Origin of the sequence: Chelatococcus caeni, from assembly GCF_014196925.1 — a bacterium.
GTDB classification, from domain to species: Bacteria; Pseudomonadota; Alphaproteobacteria; order Rhizobiales; family Beijerinckiaceae; genus Chelatococcus_A; species Chelatococcus_A caeni.
In genome coordinates this window covers 118,146-134,337 of sequence record NZ_JACIEN010000002.1, presented here as the reverse complement: position 1 = coordinate 134,337, position 16,192 = coordinate 118,146, and the positions used below count along the sequence as shown (strand labels likewise).

The 16,192-nt window shown below is 69.4% G+C and carries 17 protein-coding genes; 12 read left to right on the top strand and 5 right to left on the bottom strand.

Annotated features, from left to right (window positions below):
• Positions 1-162: 162 nt before the first annotated feature.
• The 11 genes from metK (at position 163) to GGR16_RS09275 (ending at position 11,370) form a co-directional block, all read left to right on the top strand.
• Positions 163-1,347: a methionine adenosyltransferase gene (gene metK / locus GGR16_RS09325; protein ID WP_183316439.1), complete on the top strand. Its 1,185-nt coding sequence runs from the start codon at positions 163-165 to the stop codon at positions 1,345-1,347.
• Positions 1,348-1,369: 22 nt separating this feature from the next.
• Positions 1,370-2,059, top strand: a complete 690-nt coding sequence (gene trmB, locus GGR16_RS09320; RefSeq protein WP_183316438.1) for a class I SAM-dependent methyltransferase — start codon at positions 1,370-1,372, stop codon at positions 2,057-2,059.
• 339 nt (positions 2,060-2,398) lie between these two features.
• On the top strand, positions 2,399-4,102 hold the full coding sequence (gene rpsA, locus GGR16_RS09315; RefSeq protein ID WP_019403619.1) for a 30S ribosomal protein S1: 1,704 nt from the start codon (positions 2,399-2,401) through the stop codon (positions 4,100-4,102).
• Between the two features lie 197 nt (positions 4,103-4,299).
• Positions 4,300-5,268, top strand: a complete 969-nt coding sequence (gene sppA, locus GGR16_RS09310; protein WP_019403620.1) for a signal peptide peptidase SppA — start codon at positions 4,300-4,302, stop codon at positions 5,266-5,268.
• A 25-nt stretch (positions 5,269-5,293) separates the two neighbouring features.
• Entirely contained in the window at positions 5,294-5,623 is a 330-nt protein-coding gene (gene ihfB / locus GGR16_RS09305) for an integration host factor subunit beta (RefSeq protein ID WP_183316437.1), read from the top strand.
• A 13-nt stretch (positions 5,624-5,636) separates the two neighbouring features.
• The gene (locus tag GGR16_RS09300; RefSeq protein WP_096335212.1) at positions 5,637-5,966 is read left to right on the top strand and encodes a LapA family protein; all 330 of its coding nucleotides are present in this window, start codon (positions 5,637-5,639) and stop codon (positions 5,964-5,966) included.
• Between the two features lie 90 nt (positions 5,967-6,056).
• On the top strand, positions 6,057-6,707 hold the full coding sequence (locus GGR16_RS09295; RefSeq protein ID WP_183316436.1) for a phosphoribosylanthranilate isomerase: 651 nt from the start codon (positions 6,057-6,059) through the stop codon (positions 6,705-6,707).
• Positions 6,708-6,912: 205 nt separating this feature from the next.
• Entirely contained in the window at positions 6,913-8,088 is a 1,176-nt protein-coding gene (gene trpB / locus GGR16_RS09290; protein ID WP_425486574.1) for a tryptophan synthase subunit beta, read from the top strand.
• Entirely contained in the window at positions 8,088-8,924 is an 837-nt protein-coding gene (trpA, locus tag GGR16_RS09285; RefSeq protein ID WP_019403625.1) for a tryptophan synthase subunit alpha, read from the top strand. The genes trpB and trpA overlap by 1 nt, the downstream gene beginning before the upstream one ends.
• A 186-nt stretch (positions 8,925-9,110) precedes the next feature.
• Positions 9,111-10,016, top strand: coding sequence for an acetyl-CoA carboxylase, carboxyltransferase subunit beta (gene accD / locus GGR16_RS09280; protein WP_019403626.1), 906 nt, complete (start codon positions 9,111-9,113; stop codon positions 10,014-10,016).
• Positions 10,017-10,047: 31 nt separating this feature from the next.
• The gene (locus tag GGR16_RS09275; protein WP_019403627.1) at positions 10,048-11,370 is read left to right on the top strand and encodes a bifunctional folylpolyglutamate synthase/dihydrofolate synthase; all 1,323 of its coding nucleotides are present in this window, start codon (positions 10,048-10,050) and stop codon (positions 11,368-11,370) included.
• Between the two features lie 49 nt (positions 11,371-11,419).
• Here GGR16_RS09275 and GGR16_RS09270 read toward each other — a convergent pair whose 3' ends face one another.
• The 5 genes from GGR16_RS09270 to GGR16_RS09250 form a co-directional block, all read right to left on the bottom strand.
• On the bottom strand, positions 11,420-11,746 hold the full coding sequence (locus tag GGR16_RS09270; RefSeq protein WP_026015388.1) for an HPr family phosphocarrier protein: 327 nt from the start codon (positions 11,744-11,746) through the stop codon (positions 11,420-11,422).
• Positions 11,747-11,760: 14 nt separating this feature from the next.
• Positions 11,761-12,162 carry a PTS sugar transporter subunit IIA gene (locus tag GGR16_RS09265; protein ID WP_026015389.1) on the bottom strand — a complete coding sequence of 134 codons (402 nt, stop codon included), beginning with the start codon at positions 12,160-12,162 and terminating at the stop codon, positions 11,761-11,763.
• Between the two features lie 85 nt (positions 12,163-12,247).
• A complete protein-coding gene (locus GGR16_RS09260; protein ID WP_246372972.1) occupies positions 12,248-12,742 on the bottom strand; it encodes an HPr kinase/phosphorylase in 495 nt (164 codons plus the stop codon).
• The gene (locus GGR16_RS09255; protein WP_183316433.1) at positions 12,739-14,532 is read right to left on the bottom strand and encodes a sensor histidine kinase; all 1,794 of its coding nucleotides are present in this window, start codon (positions 14,530-14,532) and stop codon (positions 12,739-12,741) included. The genes GGR16_RS09260 and GGR16_RS09255 overlap by 4 nt, the downstream gene beginning before the upstream one ends.
• Positions 14,533-14,594: 62 nt before the next feature.
• Positions 14,595-15,293: a response regulator transcription factor gene (locus GGR16_RS09250; RefSeq protein ID WP_019403632.1), complete on the bottom strand. Its 699-nt coding sequence runs from the start codon at positions 15,291-15,293 to the stop codon at positions 14,595-14,597.
• A 143-nt stretch (positions 15,294-15,436) separates the two neighbouring features.
• Between GGR16_RS09250 and GGR16_RS09245 the strand changes: the two genes are divergently transcribed.
• Positions 15,437-16,168 (top strand): HugZ family pyridoxamine 5'-phosphate oxidase, encoded by a 732-nt coding sequence (locus GGR16_RS09245; protein ID WP_183316432.1) that lies wholly within the window; start codon positions 15,437-15,439, stop codon positions 16,166-16,168.
• The last annotated feature ends 24 nt before the right edge of the window (positions 16,169-16,192 follow it).

The following is a 16,192-nucleotide window of genomic DNA, read 5'->3' as shown; positions in this document are numbered from 1 at the left end:
CGCCTTCGGGCCAGAGCCCGTTCCGATCGGACTGCGATGCGATCCGGTCTGTAAAACGGTCTCTTTCTTAAAGCTCGGAGGCGGATTCCCGATCAGGTCGTTTCAACCTGATCGGGAATCCGCCTCCAGGCGGCCTCGGCGTGTGACGAAAGGATCGGGAACGTGGCGCGTTCGGACTATCTCTTCACCAGCGAATCCGTTTCGGAAGGCCATCCTGACAAGGTCTGCGACCGGATCTCGGATACGATTGTCGACGCCTATCTCGGCGCCATGCCGGAGGCGCGCGTCGCCTGCGAGACGCTGGCGACCACCAACCGCGTCGTCATCGCCGGCGAGGTGCGCGGCCCGTCCGACATCACGAACGACTACATCGCCCACCTCGCCCGCCTCGCCATCAAGGACATCGGCTACGAGCAGGAAGGCTTCCACTGGGAGACCGCCAAGGTCGAGGTGCACCTGCACGCCCAGTCGGCGCACATCGCGCAGGGCGTCGACGCTTCCGGCAACAAGGACGAGGGCGCCGGCGACCAGGGCATCATGTTCGGCTACGCCTGCCGCGAGACGCCCGAGCTGATGCCCGCCCCGATCTACTACGCCCACGAGATCCTCAAGACGCTGACCGCCGCCCGCAAGTCAGGCGAGACCGGCCTGCTCGGCCCGGACGCCAAGAGCCAGGTGACGGTGCGCTACGCCGACGGCAAGCCGGTCGGCGTCACCCAGATCGTGGTCTCGACGCAGCACATCGAGAGCCATGCCGGCAAGGAGCTGACCTCGCACGACATCCGCGCGATCGTGGAGCCCTATGTGCGCAAGTCGCTGCCCGCGGGCTGGATCGACGACAAGACCATCTGGCACGTCAACCCGACGGGCAAGTTCGTCATCGGCGGCCCGGACGGCGACTGCGGCCTGACCGGCCGCAAGATCATCGTCGACACCTACGGCGGTGCGGCCCCCCACGGCGGCGGCGCCTTCTCGGGCAAGGATCCGACCAAGGTCGACCGCTCGGCCGCCTATGCCGCGCGCTACCTCGCCAAGAACGTGGTGGCGGCGGGCCTCGCCCAGCGCTGCACCATCCAGCTCTCCTACGCCATCGGCGTCTCCAAGCCGCTGTCGCTCTATGTCGACCTGCACGGCACCGGCGAGGTCGAGGAGGCGCGGCTCGAGCGCGTGCTGATGGACGTGATGGACCTGTCGCCGCGCGGCATCCGCGAGCACCTCGGCCTCAACCGGCCGATCTACGCCCGCACCTCGGCCTACGGCCATTTCGGCCGCGCCCCCGAGGCGGACGGCGGCTTCTCCTGGGAGCGCACCGATCTCGCCGGCGCCATCCGCGCCGCGCTCGGCTGAGGCAGGTATCCGGACGGCACGCGTGATCGCGGAGCAGGACAGGGGCGGCGCCTTCTACGGGCGCCGCAAGGGCCACAGGCTGCGCGACAACCACGCCCGCCTGATGGCGGAGGTGCTGCCGCGCCTGCGTCTGCCGGCGGGCACGGAGCCGCTCGCCCCCGCGGACCTGTTCCCGCATCCGGTCCGTGAGGTCTGGCTCGAGATCGGCTTCGGCGGCGGGGAGCACCTTCTCGCCCGCGCCCGCGAGAACCCGGACATCGGCTTCATCGGCTGCGAGCCCTTCGTCAACGGCATGGCGAAGCTCCTCGCCGGCGTCGAGGAGCACGCCATCGCCAACCTGCGCGTCTGGGACGACGATGCGGCTCTCGTCCTGCCGCGCCTGCCGGAAGCGGCGATCGGCCGCGTCTTCGTGCTCTATCCCGACCCCTGGCCGAAGCGCCGCCACCGCAAGCGCCGCTTCATCGGCGAGGAAACCCTCGCCGCGCTCGCGCGCGTCATGCGGCCGGGCGCCGAGCTGCGCTTCGCCACCGACATCGACGACTATGCCGCCTGGGCGCTGGCGCGGATCGACCGCAGCGGCCTCTTCGCCTGGCAGGCCGAGCGGGCGGACGACTGGCGCCGGCCCTGGGCGGGCTGGCCCGGCACGCGCTACGAGGCCAAGGCCCTGCGCGAGGGGCGGCCGCCGATGTATCTCACCTTCGCGCGGCGCTGACCGGCTCCTTTTCCCTTTCGCCCGGCCGTTTCCGCTTGTGGAAAAGCCGCGTTTTCGTTATGACACCACCGTTCGGTGGGGCGCTGCATCCTGTGTGCGGCGGAGTTTTCCATTTCCTTCGTGCGAAATGGGCTCCGTGCCGCAAGACCCCGCTCCCCGACATGATCAGACGCTCTCCGTCGCCGGTTCAAGACGCCGGCACGGCCGCCGAGCCGCAAGGTGCAGGCGGGCGGCCACTACCGCATGGAATGCGTGCGTATTCCGTGCGGCCGGCGACAGGGGGCGTGATGCAACACCAGCCGCCGGCGTTGTCCGCCTTGATCGGCGTTAGGAGACCGAATGTCCGTATCCGCTCACCAGGCCCCGTCCCGTGAAGATTTCGCGGCGCTTCTCGAAGAGTCCTTCTCGCATGCCGAGCCCGTCGAGGGTTCCGTCGTCAAGGGCCGCGTCGTCGCCATCGAGAAGGACGTCGCCGTCATTGATATCGGCCTGAAGACCGAAGGCCGCGTTGCTCTCAAGGAATTCGTCGGTCCGGGTCGGGACCAGTCGCTCGACGTGGGCGACGAGGTCGAGGTTTACCTGGAGCGCATCGAGAATGCGCTCGGTGAAGCCGTCATTTCGCGCGACAAGGCGCGCCGGGAAGAGAGCTGGGTCAAGCTCGAGAAGGCCTTCGAGGACAACGAGAAGGTCACCGGCATCATCTTCAACCAGGTCAAGGGCGGCTATACCGTCGACCTCGACGGTGCCGTGGCCTTCCTGCCGCGCTCGCAGGTCGACATCCGTCCGGTGCGCGACGTCACCCCGCTCATGGGCGTGCCGCAGCCGTTCCAGATCCTCAAGATGGACCGCCGCCGCGGCAACATCGTCGTCTCGCGCCGCACGGTGCTCGAGGAGACGCGTGCCGAGGCCCGTTCCGAGCTCGTGGCCAACCTCGAGGAGGGGCAGGTCGTCGAGGGTGTGGTCAAGAACATCACCGAATACGGCGCCTTCGTCGACCTCGGCGGCATCGACGGCCTGCTGCACGTCACCGACATGGCGTGGCGGCGCGTCAACCACCCGACCGACGTCGTCTCGATCGGCCAGACCGTCAAGGTCAAGATCATCAAGATCAACCACGAGACGCACCGCATCTCGCTCGGCATCAAGCAGCTGCTGGCCGATCCGTGGGAAGGCATCGCCGGCCGCTACCCGGTCAACGCCCGCTTCAAGGGCCGCGTGACGAACATCACCGACTACGGTGCGTTCGTCGAGCTCGAGCCGGGCATCGAGGGCCTCATCCACGTCTCCGAGATGAGCTGGACGAAGAAGAACGTCCACCCCGGCAAGATCGTGTCGACCTCCCAGGAGGTCGAGGTGCAGATCCTCGAGGTCGATCCGGTCAAGCGCCGCATCTCGCTCGGCCTCAAGCAGACCCTGCAGAACCCGTGGGATGCCTTCGCCGAGAAGTTCCCGATCGGTTCCGTCGTCGAGGGCGAGGTCAAGAACAAGACCGAGTTCGGCCTCTTCATCGGTCTCGACGGCGACGTCGACGGCATGGTCCACCTGTCGGATCTCGACTGGAACCGTCCCGGCGAGCAGGTCATCGAGGAGTTCAAGAAGGGCGACGTGGTGCGTGCCGTCGTTCTCGACGTCGACGTCGAGAAGGAGCGCATCTCGCTCGGCATCAAGCAGCTCGAGGGCGACCCCTTCGCCGATGCCGGCGATGTCAAGAAGGGCGCCGTCGTCACCTGCGAGGTGGTCGAGGTGAAGGATTCCGGCATCGAGGTGAAGATCGTCGACACCGACATGACCGCCTTCATCCGCCGCGCCGAGCTCGCGCGCGACCGTTCCGAGCAGCGCCCCGAGCGCTTCGCCCCGGGCGAGAAGGTCGATGCCCGCGTCGTGCAGTTCGACCGCAAGGCCCGCCGCATCCAGCTCTCCATCAAGGCCCTCGAGGTCGCGGAGGAGAAGGAGGCGATCGCCCAGTACGGTTCGACCGACTCGGGCGCCTCGCTCGGCGACATCCTCGGCGCCGCCCTCAAGCGCGCCAACGAGAAGAAGTAAGCCGCGATCTTCGTTGCGGGACGGCCATGCCGCCCCGCAGCACGATCTGCAGGTGATCTTCGCAAGCGACCCGCCCGGCCTCCGGGCGGGTTTTGCTTTGCCTGCTTTTTGTCACCACCCCGCCTTGCCCGTGACGGGGCCCGGGGCTAGTGTCCACGGCGTCCCGACCAGCCGAGGTGAAGAGCCGAGCTTCGCCAATGACATACGATGCCGACATCATGGCAGACCGCCGGCGCCTGAGGCGCAAGCTCTCGTTCTGGCGCGTCCTTGCCGTCTTCGCCCTCATCGCCGTCGTGGTCGCGCTCGGTGCGCGGTTCGGCGCGGGTTCGGTGGTCACGGGTGACCAGATCGCCGCCATCCGCATCGGCGGCTTCATCAGTGGCGACCAGCGCACGCTCGACCTCATCAGGCGAGTCAAGGACGCCCGCTCGGTGCGCGCCGTGCTGGTGCGCGTCGACAGCCCCGGCGGCACCACCTCCGGCGCCGAGGCGATCTATACGGCGCTGCGCGAGCTCGCCGCGGAGAAGCCGACGGTCGCGCTCGTCGACGGCCTCGCCGCCTCCGGCGGCTATATCACCGCCCTTGCGGCCGAGCGCATCGTCTCGCGCGATACCTCGCTCGTCGGCTCCATCGGCGTCCTGATCCAGTATCCCAACCTCGCCGGCCTGCTCGACACCCTCGGGGTGAAGGTGGAGGAGGTGAAGTCGAGCCCCCTCAAGGCGGCGCCGAACGGCTTCGAGCCCACCTCGCCGGAGGCGCGCGCCGCGCTCGAGAGCGTGGTTCGTGATTCCTTCGCCTGGTTCAAGGGCCTCGTCGGCCAGCGTCGCTCCCTCTCCGGCCCGGCGCTCGACCAGGTGTCCGACGGGCGCGTCTTCACGGGGCGTCAGGCGAAGGATCTCGGCCTCGTCGACGAGCTCGGCGGCCAGCGCCAGGCGGTGGCCTGGCTCGAGAGGGAGAAGAAGCTCGCCAGCGATCTGCCGGTCCGCGAATGGAAGCCCGAGAGCGAGCGTCTCGGGCTGTCCCTCTGGTCGCTCCTCGGTCGCGCGGCAGCTTTCGCCGGCTATGACGACCTCGCCGGCGCGCTCAGGACGGTTGCGCTGCGCGAAGAAGCGGGACGGCTTGACGGCCTCCTTGCCGTCTGGCACCCTTCGCTTCAAAATAATTGAAATTTCAAAGGGATAGGCGGGGGATATGATCAAGTCCGAGCTCGTGATGCGGATTGCCGAGCAGAATCCGCACCTCTACCAGCGCGATGTCGAGAACATCGTCAATGCGATCCTCGAAGAGATCACCCGCGCGCTCGCGCGAGGCGATCGGGTCGAGCTGCGCGGGTTCGGCGCCTTTTCGGTCAAGCAGCGCAATGCGCGCGTCGGCCGCAACCCGCGCACGGGCGAGACGGTCGATGTTGCATCGAAGATGATTCCCGTCTTCAAGACCGGCAAGGAGATGCGCCTGCGCCTCAACGGCAGTGCCGCCGCCCCGGCGACGGGCAGGAAGGCCGCCGTGAGCGTGAGCGCGTGAGGGAAGTGGAGCCGTGACGGTGAAGCGCTTCGTCAAGTTCCTGGTGCTCGCGCCGGTCGCGGTCGTCATCGTGCTCCTGGCGGTGGCCAACCGCGCGCCGGTCGAGCTGTCCTTCGACCCCTTCTCGCGCACCGAGCCGGCCCTTGCCGTGACGGTGCCGTTCTTTGTCGTCATCTTCGCCGCGGTGATGCTCGGCGTCCTCGTCGGCGGCATTGCCGCCTGGCTCGCCCAGGGCAAGCACCGCAAGGCGGAGAAGCGCTATCGCCGCGAGGCGGACCGATGGCGCAGCGAGGCCGAACAACTGCGCGGCGCCGCGGGGCGGGCCGCGCTGCCGAAGGTGTGAGCCGCTGAAGCATTTCGGCCGGCTTCGCTGTCGCGTAACCGGACGGCACCCGATGGACAAGCCGGTGCCGCCATGCCACTTGCAGGCGTCATGTCCACCATCGTCAAGATCTGTGGGTTGAGAAGCGCCGAGGCCGTCGCCGCGGCGCTCGCGGCGGGCGCCGACATGGTCGGCTTCGTCTTCTTTCCCAAGAGCCCGCGCAACGTCTCGCTCGCCGAGGCTATCGCCCTCGCCGGGGCCGTGCGCGGCCGCGCCGAGATCGTCGCGCTCACCGTCGATGCCGACGATGCGGCGATCGCCGCCATCCGCGACGGCCTCAGGCCCGACTGGTTCCAGCTCCACGGTGAGGAGACACCGGAGCGGGTGGCCGCCATCCGGCGGCTCGCCGGCACGCAGGTGATGAAGGCGATCGGCGTCAGCGAGCCGGCGGACCTTGCCCGCCACGCCCCCTATGCGCCGGTCGTCGACCGCCTTCTGTTCGACGCCAAGCCGCCGAAGGGGGCAGAGCTGCCCGGCGGCAACGGCGTCGCCTTCGACTGGGACATCCTCGCGACAGGGGCCGGCGGCCGGCCCTTCATGCTCTCGGGTGGGCTCGATCCGGACAACGTGGGCGGTGCCGTGGCGCGGCTCGCCGCCGTCCCCGGCTTCCTCGGGGTCGACGTGTCCTCCGGGGTGGAGCGCGCCCCGGGCGAGAAGGACGTGGGCAGGATCAAAGCTTTTCTCGCCGCGGCGCGGGCGTGAAGGCGTCACGACCGCGGTGGCCCTGGCGGCCGCTTTGGCTTATGCAACGGGAAGCCACGGCGGCGAGCCGTCCCCGTTGTCGCACGAACAGAGAATGGACGAGGCGCGGGCCGAGGCTCCGCCGCTTGAGAAGGATGAAGGTCGCGTGACTGTGCAACCGCTCAACTCCTATCGCTCGGGGCCCGACGAGCGCGGCCATTTCGGCATGTTCGGCGGCCGCTTCGTCGCCGAGACGCTGATGCCCGTCATCCTCGAGGTCGAGAAGGCCTATGCCGCGGCCAAAGACGATCCCGCCTTCCAGGCGGAGATGGACGGCTATCTCGCCCATTACGTCGGCCGGCCGAGCCCGCTCTATTATGCGGAGCGCCTGACGGAGCACCTGCGTGAAGGTGCCGGCGGCAAGGGCGCGAAGATCTATCTCAAGCGCGAGGAGCTCAACCACACGGGCTCGCACAAGGTCAACAACGTGCTCGGCCAGATCCTGCTGGCCCGCCGCATGGGCAAGAAGCGCATCATCGCCGAGACCGGCGCGGGCCAGCACGGCGTCGCGACGGCCACGCTGTGCGCGCGCTTCGGCCTCGAATGCGTCATCTACATGGGCGCCGTCGACGTCGAGCGGCAGAAGCCCAACGTCTTCCGCATGCAGATGCTCGGGGCCACGGTGGTGCCCGTCCAGTCCGGCTCGCGCACCCTCAAGGACGCCATGAACGAGGCGCTGCGCGACTGGGTGACGAATGTCGCCACCACTTATTACTGCATCGGCACGGTGGCCGGCCCCCATCCCTATCCCGCCATGGTGCGCGACTTCCAGGCCATCATCGGCAAGGAGACGCGCGAGCAGGTGCTCGCCGCCGAGGGGCGGCTGCCGGATTCGCTCGTCGCCTGCATCGGCGGCGGCTCCAATGCCATGGGTCTGTTCTATCCCTTCCTCGACGACAAGGATGTCGAGATCCACGGCGTCGAGGCGGCCGGCCACGGCCTTGCGAGCGGCCAGCACGCGGCCTCGCTCACTGGCGGGCGGCCGGGCGTGCTGCACGGCAACCGCACCTATCTGCTGATGGACGACGACGGCCAGATCGCCGAGGCCCACTCCATCTCGGCCGGGCTCGACTATCCCGGCATCGGCCCCGAGCACGCCTTCCTGCACGAGACCGGCCGCGTCACCTACATCTCGGCGACGGACAAGGAGGCGCTCGAGGCCTTCATGCTCCTGTCGAAGCTCGAGGGCATCATCCCCGCCCTCGAGCCGTCGCACGCCATTGCCAAGGTGGTCGAGCTCGCGCCGCAGAAGCCGCAGGACCACATCATGGTCGTCAATCTCTCCGGCCGCGGCGACAAGGACGTGCCGCAGGTCGCCGACATCCTCGGAGGACAGTTCTGATGAGCCGCATCGACCGGCGCTTTGCCGCCTGCCGCGCCGAGGGCCGCGCGGCGCTCGTGACCTTCGTCACGGCCGGCGATCCGGATGCCGACACCTCGCTCGCGATCCTGAAGGCGCTGCCCCGCGCCGGCGCCGACCTCATCGAGATCGGCATGCCCTTCACCGATCCGATGGCCGACGGCCCGGCCATCCAGCTCTCCTCGCAGCGGGCGCTGAAGGGCGGCCAGACGCTGACGAAGACGCTCGACATGGTGCGCGCCTTCCGCGCGGGCGAGGCGGACACGCCCGTCATCCTGATGGGCTATTACAATCCCATCTACATCTACGGCGTCGCGCGCTTCCTGAAGGATGCGCGCGAAGCCGGCGTCGACGGCCTCATCGTGGTCGACCTGCCGCCGGAGGAGGACGACGAGCTCTGCGTCCCGGCGCTGAACGCGGGTCTCTCCTTCATCCGTCTCGCCACGCCGACGACGGACGACGCGCGCCTGCCGGCCGTGCTCGCCAACACCTCGGGCTTCGTCTACTACGTCTCGATCACCGGCATCACCGGCAGCGCGACGCCGGATTTCGGCGCCGTGGCCCAGTCGGTGGCGCGCATCAAGGCCCATACCGACCTGCCGGTCGTTGTCGGCTTCGGCGTCAAGACCGGCGGGCACGCCGCGGCCATCGCGCGCGGGGCGGACGGCGTCGTGGTCGGCTCCGCGCTCGTCGAGGCCGTGCGCGCCTCGCTCGACGGGGAAGGGCGCGCGACGGCGACGACGGTCACCGCCGTCGAGACGCTGGTGGGCGAGCTCGCCGCCGGCGTGCGCTCGGCCGCCAAGGCGACCGCTGCGTGAGGACGAGGCCCTCTCCCGTTCGCCGGAAGAGGGAGAGGTGCCATCCCTTGCAACACCGTCGCACCTAGCGAAAAGCCTCGCGAAGGTCTATGTGAAGGCCGCATGACGATATTTCAGGGTTGCGGCCAGGTTCCGTGACCCTTTCGGGCGTGGCAGGTCCACGCCGGGACACCAGAGGTTGCCCCCGTGAACTGGATTTCCGACGTCGTACGGCCCAAGATCAAGACGCTGTTCAAGCGTGAGGTGCCGGAAAATCTCTGGATCAAGTGCCCCGAGACGGGGCAGATGGTCTTCCACAAGGACGTCGAGGCCAACCTCTTCGTCATCCCGGGCTCCGACTATCACCTGCGCATGGGCGCCAGGGCGCGCCTCGCCTCCTTCTTCGACGGCGGTGCGTGGGAAGAGATCGCCCTGCCGGAGGTACCGACCGACCCGCTCAAGTTCCGCGACGAGAAGCGCTATGTCGACCGCCTGCGCGACGCCCGCGCCAAGACCGGCGTGCAGGATGCCGTCCAGGTCGGCGTCGGCGAGGTCGAGGGTGCGACCATCACCGCCGCGGTGCAGGACTTCGAGTTCATGGGCGGCTCGCTCGGCATGGCCGCAGGCGAGGCGATCATCACCGGCATGGAGACGGCGCTCGCCCGCCGGACGCCCTTCGTGCTCTTCGTCTCCTCGGGCGGCGCGCGCATGCAGGAGGGCATCCTCTCGCTCATGCAGATGCCGCGCACGACGGTGGCGGTTCGCAAGCTCAACGAAGCGCGCCTGCCCTATATCGTGGTGCTCACCAACCCGACGACCGGCGGCGTCACCGCCTCCTACGCCATGCTGGGCGACGTGCACATTGCCGAGCCGGGCGCCCTCATCGGCTTCGCCGGCCCGCGCGTCATCGAGCAGACGATCCGCGAGAAGCTGCCGGAAGGCTTCCAGCGCTCGGAATATCTCCGTGAGCACGGCATGGTCGACATGGTCGTGCACCGCCGCGACGTGAAGGGGACCGTCGCCAGGCTGTGCCGCCTGCTGATGAAGCAGGACAAGCCCGCCGTCGTCGAGCCTCCTGCGGACATGCCGGCGCTCGACGCCGCCGCGGAATAGGGATCAGCCCCAGACCGGGCCGGGGACCGCCATGGAATCGTCCGATGCCATGCTCGCGCGCTTTCTCGCGCTGCATCCCAAGACGATCGATCTGTCCCTCGGCCGCATCGAGCGGCTGCTGACGCGCCTCGGCGCGCCGCAGCGCCAGCTGCCGCCGGTCATCCACGTGGCCGGCACCAACGGCAAGGGCTCGACCATCGCCTTCATGCGCGCCGTTCTGGAGGCGGCCGGGCTCGTCGTCCACGTCTACACCTCGCCGCATCTGGTGCGCTTCCACGAACGCATCCGGCTCGGCCGCCCCGGCGGCGGCCGCTTCGTCGGCGAGGACCGGCTCGTCGAGGCCCTGGAACGCTGCGAGGACGCCAACGCCGGCGCCCCGATCACCGTTTTCGAGATCACGACGGCGGCGGCCATGCTGCTCTTCGCCGAGACGCCGGCCGACGTTCTGCTGCTCGAGGTCGGGCTCGGCGGGCGCCTCGACGCCACCAATGTCGTCGACGAGCCGCAGGCCTGCGTGGTGACGCCGGTCTCGCTCGACCATGCGGATTATCTCGGCGACAGCGTCACGCGCATCGCCGCCGAGAAGGCCGGCATCTTCAAGCGCGGCGCGCCGGCGATCATCGCGCCGCAGGAGCCGGAGACCACGGCCGTCCTCGAAGCGGCGGCGGAGCGCGTCGGCGCCCGCTCGATCCTCGTCGGCGGGCAGGACTTCCATGTGCACGAGGAGGGCGGGCGCCTCGTCTACCAGGACGAGCAGGGGCTCATCGACCTGCCCCTGCCGCGGCTCGCCGGCCGTCACCAGCTCGTCAACGCCGGGACGGCGCTCGCCACCTTGCGGGCGGCCGGCTACGGACGCCTGCCGGCAGAGGCCTTCGAGGCCGGCATGACCCGCGCCGAATGGCCGGCCCGCATGCAGCGCCTGCGCCGGGGCGGCCTCGTCGATCTTGCGCCCGAGGGGGCCGAGCTGTGGCTCGACGGCGGCCACAACCCGGACGGCGGCCGCGCGCTCGCCGCCGCCTTCGCCGAGCTCGAAGAGCGGCATCCCGCCCCGCTCGTCATGATCGTCGGCATGCTGGGCACGAAGGATGCCGACGGCTTCCTGAAGCCCTTCGTCGGTCTCGCGCAGGAACTCGTCGCCGTCCCCATCCCCACGCAGCTGGCCGCCCGCCCGGCCGAGGAGGTCGCGGCCATCGCCCGCTCCGTCGGCCTGAAGGCGCGGGCAGGCGACAGTGTCGAGGCGGCACTCGTGGGGCTGAAGGCGAAGGAATGGGAGCGCCCGCCGCGCGTCCTCGTCACGGGCTCGCTCTATCTCGCCGGCGACGTGCTGGCGGCCAACGGCACCGTCCCGCAATAGCTTTCAGGGGCGCGGACCGCGGCGGGATGCGGCGGCCGAGAGAGCACGGCTACTCGTCCTCGCCGAAGCGCTCGGCGAGCAGCGTGGTGATGGCGTCGAGGCAGGCCTGCGCGTCCTCGCCCTGGGCCGTCACGGTGATGCTGGTGCCCTGGGCGGCGGCGAGGGTCAGAAGGCCCATGATGGAGCGCCCGCCCACGGTCTCGCCGCAGCGGGTCACCGTGACGTCGGCGCCGAAGCGCTCGACGGTCTGCACGAACTTGGCCGAGGCACGGGCATGCAGGCCCTTGCGGTTGATGATCGGCAATTCGCGCGCCAGCGCGCCGTCCGGCACCGGCGCCGGGGGGCAGTCGTCATTGTCGAAGGTGTCGATGTCCATTGCGACGACCGCCGTCACTTGCCGGCGAGCACCCGGCTCGCCACGTTGATATATTTGCGGCCCGCCTCCTGCGCCTGCAGGACGGCATCCTCCAGCGGCTTCTCGTCGCGCACGCTGGCGAGCTTGATGAGCATGGGCAGGTTGATGCCCGCCACCACCTCGACCTTGCGCCCGTTCATCACCGAGATCGCGAGATTCGAGGGGGTGCCGCCGAACATGTCGGTGAGCACGACCACCCCTTCGCCCGTGTCGACCTGGCCCACCGCCGCCAGGATGTCCCTGCGGCGGCTCTCCATGTCATCATCCGGACCGATGGTGATGGTTTCAAACTGTTTCTGAGGGCCAACCACGTGCTCCAGCGCGGCGCGAAACTCCGTCGCCAGGCAGCCGTGGGTCACCAGCACAAGACCGATCATTCAAGAACCCGTGGCCCCGCCACCCAAAAGGAAGCGCCCATTTTGTGCATTGCGGCGGCAAGTGCAAGTGCCTGCGACCATTTGGTCATCGTTCCGACAAAACGTGCAGCATCGGACGCTCGAATCGCGGCAGCAAGCCCAGGATTACGGCTGCCGTAACGCCTCCCTCGCCCGCGAGGACGCGAATTCGCGGCAAGGTGACGCCTTCGACGGTCACCGTCCGGTCTGTGGATTGCGGGTATCGTTCCGGCGCCTCGGTGTCGCAGTCGACGACGAGGCGTACGACCGCCGCTCCCTCGGCCTCCATCTCGACGAGCCCGAGGCCCCGCACCTCGAGGAGCCCGGCAAGGGCTGCCGGGGGGCGGGCGACGAGCCGCCCGTTCGAGGCGCTCACGCTGCAGCGATCGTCGCTGACGAGGCGGGCGAACCGCCCGCTCGCCTGCGCGCCGGCGACGAGGGCGAGCGCCAGTCGCGACTTGCCCGTCCCCGACGCGCCGCGGATCAGGATGCCCGCCTCGTCGACGAGGACGCAGCCGGCATGGATGGTGGGAGGCGGGGCCGGAGCGGCAGTGCCGGTCATGAGCGTACGGCGGCCGGCAGGCGCACCACGAAGCGCGCGCCGAGGCATGGCGGCTCCGCGCCGGCAGCGGGCGCCATCCGGTTCTCGCCCCAGACGCGGCCCCGGTGCGCCTCGACGATCTGGCGCGAGATGGAGAGGCCGAGGCCCGAGTTCTGGCCGAAGCCCTGCTCCGGCCGGTCGGTGTAGAAGCGCTCGAAGATGCGCTCCAGGGCATGGGGCGGAATGCCCGGCCCGTCGTCGTCCACGGTGATGTCCACCTCGCCGCGGATGCGCTGCATGGTCACGCGCACCTCGTGGCCCGGCGGCGAGAAGGAGCGCGCGTTGTCGATGAGGTTGTTGACGACCTGGCCGAGGCGGCTGTCGTGGCCCATGACGAGATAGGCGTCGCGCTGCGGGCTGTCCTTGATCGTGAGGCGGATCGGGGCTGATTCGGCGCCGCGCACTTCGTTGGCAACCGTGACCACGGCCTCCAGCAGCCGGCGCAGGTCGACCGGCTCGGCCTCGGCGCGGGCGAGCTCGGCATCGAGCCGCGAGGCGTCCGAGATGTCGCTGATCAGCCGGTCGAGCCGCTTGACGTCGTGCTGGATGACGGCGAGCAGGCGCTTGCGCGAATCCTCGTTGCGGGCGAGCGGCAGGGTCTCGACGGCGCTGCGCAGCGAGGTGAGCGGATTCTTGAGCTCGTGCGCCACGTCCGCGGCGAAGGTCTCGATGGCCTCGATGCGGTTGTAGAGCGCCCGCGTCATGTCGCGCAGCGCGCCGGAGAGATGGCCGATCTCGTCCGAGCGGTCGGTGAAATCCGGGATCTCCTGCCGCGACTTGATGCCCCGGCGCACGCGCTCCGCCGCCTCGGCGAGGCGCCGCATCGGGCCGGCGATGGTGCCGGCGAGCAGCACCGACAGCACGAGCATCACGGCGGCCGCGACCGCGAAGACCCGAAGCAGCGCCCAGCGCTCGGCGGCGATGATGGTGTCGATGTCGCCGCCCTGGGTGGAGAGGACGAGCGCCCCGCGCACGGTGCGGAAGCGCTGGATGGGCACGGCGACCGACACGGTCGTCTCGCCGCGGGTATTGACCCGCACGACGCTGCCCGGCAGGCCGGTCAGCGCCTTCTGCACCTCGGGCAGGGACTTGCCGCTCGTCGCCGTGATGTCGTCGGCGAAAGGCGTTCCCGGGCGGCCGAAGAGGCGCTTCAGCCACTTCCAGCTACTCTCGAGCAGCGTCGGCTCCTCCTGCGAGATCGGCGGCAGGTCGAAGCTCAGGATATCGCCGCGCGAATAGAGATTGCGCGAATCGAGGAGGAGATAGCCTTCCCGGTCGTAGATGCGCGCGCGCGTGCGCGTGGGCGTCACCAGCCGGCGCAGCAGCGGCGCCACGCGCTCGGGATTGATGGAGAACTCGAGCGGCGAGAAGTCCTCCTGCAGGCCCGAGCTCTCGCCCGCCTGCAGCTGCAGCAGCTTGTCGGGATCGATGGTGATGGTGTCGGTCTCGACCGTCGCCGAGGCGGCGATGGCGCCGGCGATGATCTCGCCCTGGGTGAGCAGGCTCTGCACGCGCGCGTCGATGAGGCCGGCGCGGAACTGGTTGAGATAGAGGAAGCCGAGGAAGAGGGCGACGAGCCCGGCGAGGTTCAGGACGACGATGCGCCGCGTCAGGCTCGACGACAGGCGCGTGACCACCGCCTGGCCGACGCGGCTCACCCGGCGGGCAAGGCCGGCACGGGCCGGCGCCTGCGCACCGGCCTCGGCGCCGTCAGCCGGCGCCCGCGTCTCGTCGAAAGGTTCGGCGGTCATGCTTCCTCGCGACCGCATCGACGCGCCGGCCGGTGGCCGGCGGCTCTCGTGCCCATCTGCCGTCAGGTTTCCTTGAACCGGTAGCCCACTCCGTACAGCGTCTCGATCATGTCGAAGCTGTTGTCGACGGCCTTGAACTTCTTGCGCAGGCGCTTGATGTGGCTGTCGATGGTGCGGTCGTCGACATAGACCTGGTCGTCATAGGCCGCGTCCATCAGCGCGTTGCGGCTCTTCACGACGCCGGGGCGCTGGGCCAGCGCCTGCAGGATGAGGAACTCGGTCACCGTCAGCGTGACGGGATCGTTCTTCCACGTGCAGGTATGGCGCTCGGGATCCATCTTGAGGAGGCCCCGCTCCAGCACCTTGGCGTCGCTCTCGCGAACGGTCCCCTGCTCGCGCGGGCTCACGCGCCGCAGCACGGCCTTCACGCGCTCGACGAGGAGGCGCTGCGAGAAGGGTTTGCGGATGAAGTCGTCGGCGCCCATCTTGAGGCCGAACAATTCGTCGATCTCCTCGTCCTTGGAGGTGAGGAAGATCACGGGCATGTCCGTCTTCTGGCGCAGGCGGCGCAGCAGCTCCATGCCGTCCATGCGCGGCATCTTGATGTCGAGGATGGCGAGATCCGGCGGGTTGGCCTTGAGGCCGTCCAGGGCCGACGCACCGTCCGTATACGTCTGTATGCGGTACCCCTCGGCTTCCAGTGCGATGGAAACGGAGGTCAGGATATTGCGGTCGTCGTCGACGAGGGCGATTGTCGGCATACTGGCTCGCTCGTTCGCAGGCATCAGTGAAGCCGAGCCTCCTGCGGGACGAGGACGGCCGAAATATGACGATGACTGCCGGGTGATCCTACAGCTTTCGGGCGCATAACGCCATGTCCGCCCCTTTACCGGAGACAATATTGATGTCCGCCGCCGCCGATTCAACCGCCGCGTTCGATCCGCGCTCCGCCGCCGCCCACCTGCTGCGCCGTGCCCGCTTCGGTGCCCTGGGGACGCTCGCGGCCGACGGCGCGCCCTATGTGTCCCTCGTCAATGTCGCGACGGCCATCGACGGCACGCCCGTTACCCTCATCTCGACGCTCGCCCTGCACACGCAGAACATCACCCGCGATGCGCGCGTGTCGCTCCTCCTGACGCAGGTTGGCGCGGGGGATCCGAGCGCCCATCCGCGCATCAGCCTCGCCGGCCGCGCCGTCGCGAGCGACGACGAGGCTCTGAAGCGCCGCTTTCTCGCCCGCCATCCCCTGTCGGCCGGCTATGCCGGCTTCAAGGATTTCGCCTTCTACCGCATCGAGATCACCGGAGCCCATCTCGTCGCCGGCTTCGGCCGCATCGTCGACCTTGCGCCGCAGGACCTCGTCGATGACCTGGCCGGCGCGGAGCACCTCGTCGAGAACGAGGCCGGCGCCGTCGCGCACATGAACGAGGACCATGCCGATGCCTTGGCGCTCTATGCGACGAAGCTGCTCGGCCTGCCCGAGGGGAACTGGCGCGCGAGCGGCATCGACCGGCGCGGCCTCGACCTCGTCTGCGGCGACCTGACCGGGAGACTGGACTTCCCGGCCCCGATCGGGGCGCCGGGCGAGCTGCGGCATGTCTTGAAGGACCTCGCCGCCGAGGCGCGCCGGCGCTGACGCCTGCGACAGATACCGCCGGCC

Coding starts and splice junctions, on each gene's coding strand:
- trpB (WP_425486574.1), top strand. CDS start 6,913: ATGTTCGGCGGCCGCTTCGTCGCCGAGACGCTGATGCCCGTCATCCTC.
- ihfB (WP_183316437.1), top strand. CDS start 5,294: ATGATCAAGTCCGAGCTCGTGATGCGGATTGCCGAGCAGAATCCGCAC.
- GGR16_RS09250 (WP_019403632.1), bottom strand. CDS start 15,293: ATGCCGACAATCGCCCTCGTCGACGACGACCGCAATATCCTGACCTCC.
- GGR16_RS09255 (WP_183316433.1), bottom strand. CDS start 14,532: ATGACCGCCGAACCTTTCGACGAGACGCGGGCGCCGGCTGACGGCGCC.
- GGR16_RS09260 (WP_246372972.1), bottom strand. CDS start 12,742: ATGACCGGCACTGCCGCTCCGGCCCCGCCTCCCACCATCCATGCCGGC.
- GGR16_RS09275 (WP_019403627.1), top strand. CDS start 10,048: ATGGAATCGTCCGATGCCATGCTCGCGCGCTTTCTCGCGCTGCATCCC.
- trpA (WP_019403625.1), top strand. CDS start 8,088: ATGAGCCGCATCGACCGGCGCTTTGCCGCCTGCCGCGCCGAGGGCCGC.
- GGR16_RS09245 (WP_183316432.1), top strand. CDS start 15,437: ATGTCCGCCGCCGCCGATTCAACCGCCGCGTTCGATCCGCGCTCCGCC.
- GGR16_RS09295 (WP_183316436.1), top strand. CDS start 6,057: ATGTCCACCATCGTCAAGATCTGTGGGTTGAGAAGCGCCGAGGCCGTC.
- GGR16_RS09265 (WP_026015389.1), bottom strand. CDS start 12,162: ATGATCGGTCTTGTGCTGGTGACCCACGGCTGCCTGGCGACGGAGTTT.
- rpsA (WP_019403619.1), top strand. CDS start 2,399: ATGTCCGTATCCGCTCACCAGGCCCCGTCCCGTGAAGATTTCGCGGCG.
- GGR16_RS09270 (WP_026015388.1), bottom strand. CDS start 11,746: ATGGACATCGACACCTTCGACAATGACGACTGCCCCCCGGCGCCGGTG.
- sppA (WP_019403620.1), top strand. CDS start 4,300: ATGACATACGATGCCGACATCATGGCAGACCGCCGGCGCCTGAGGCGC.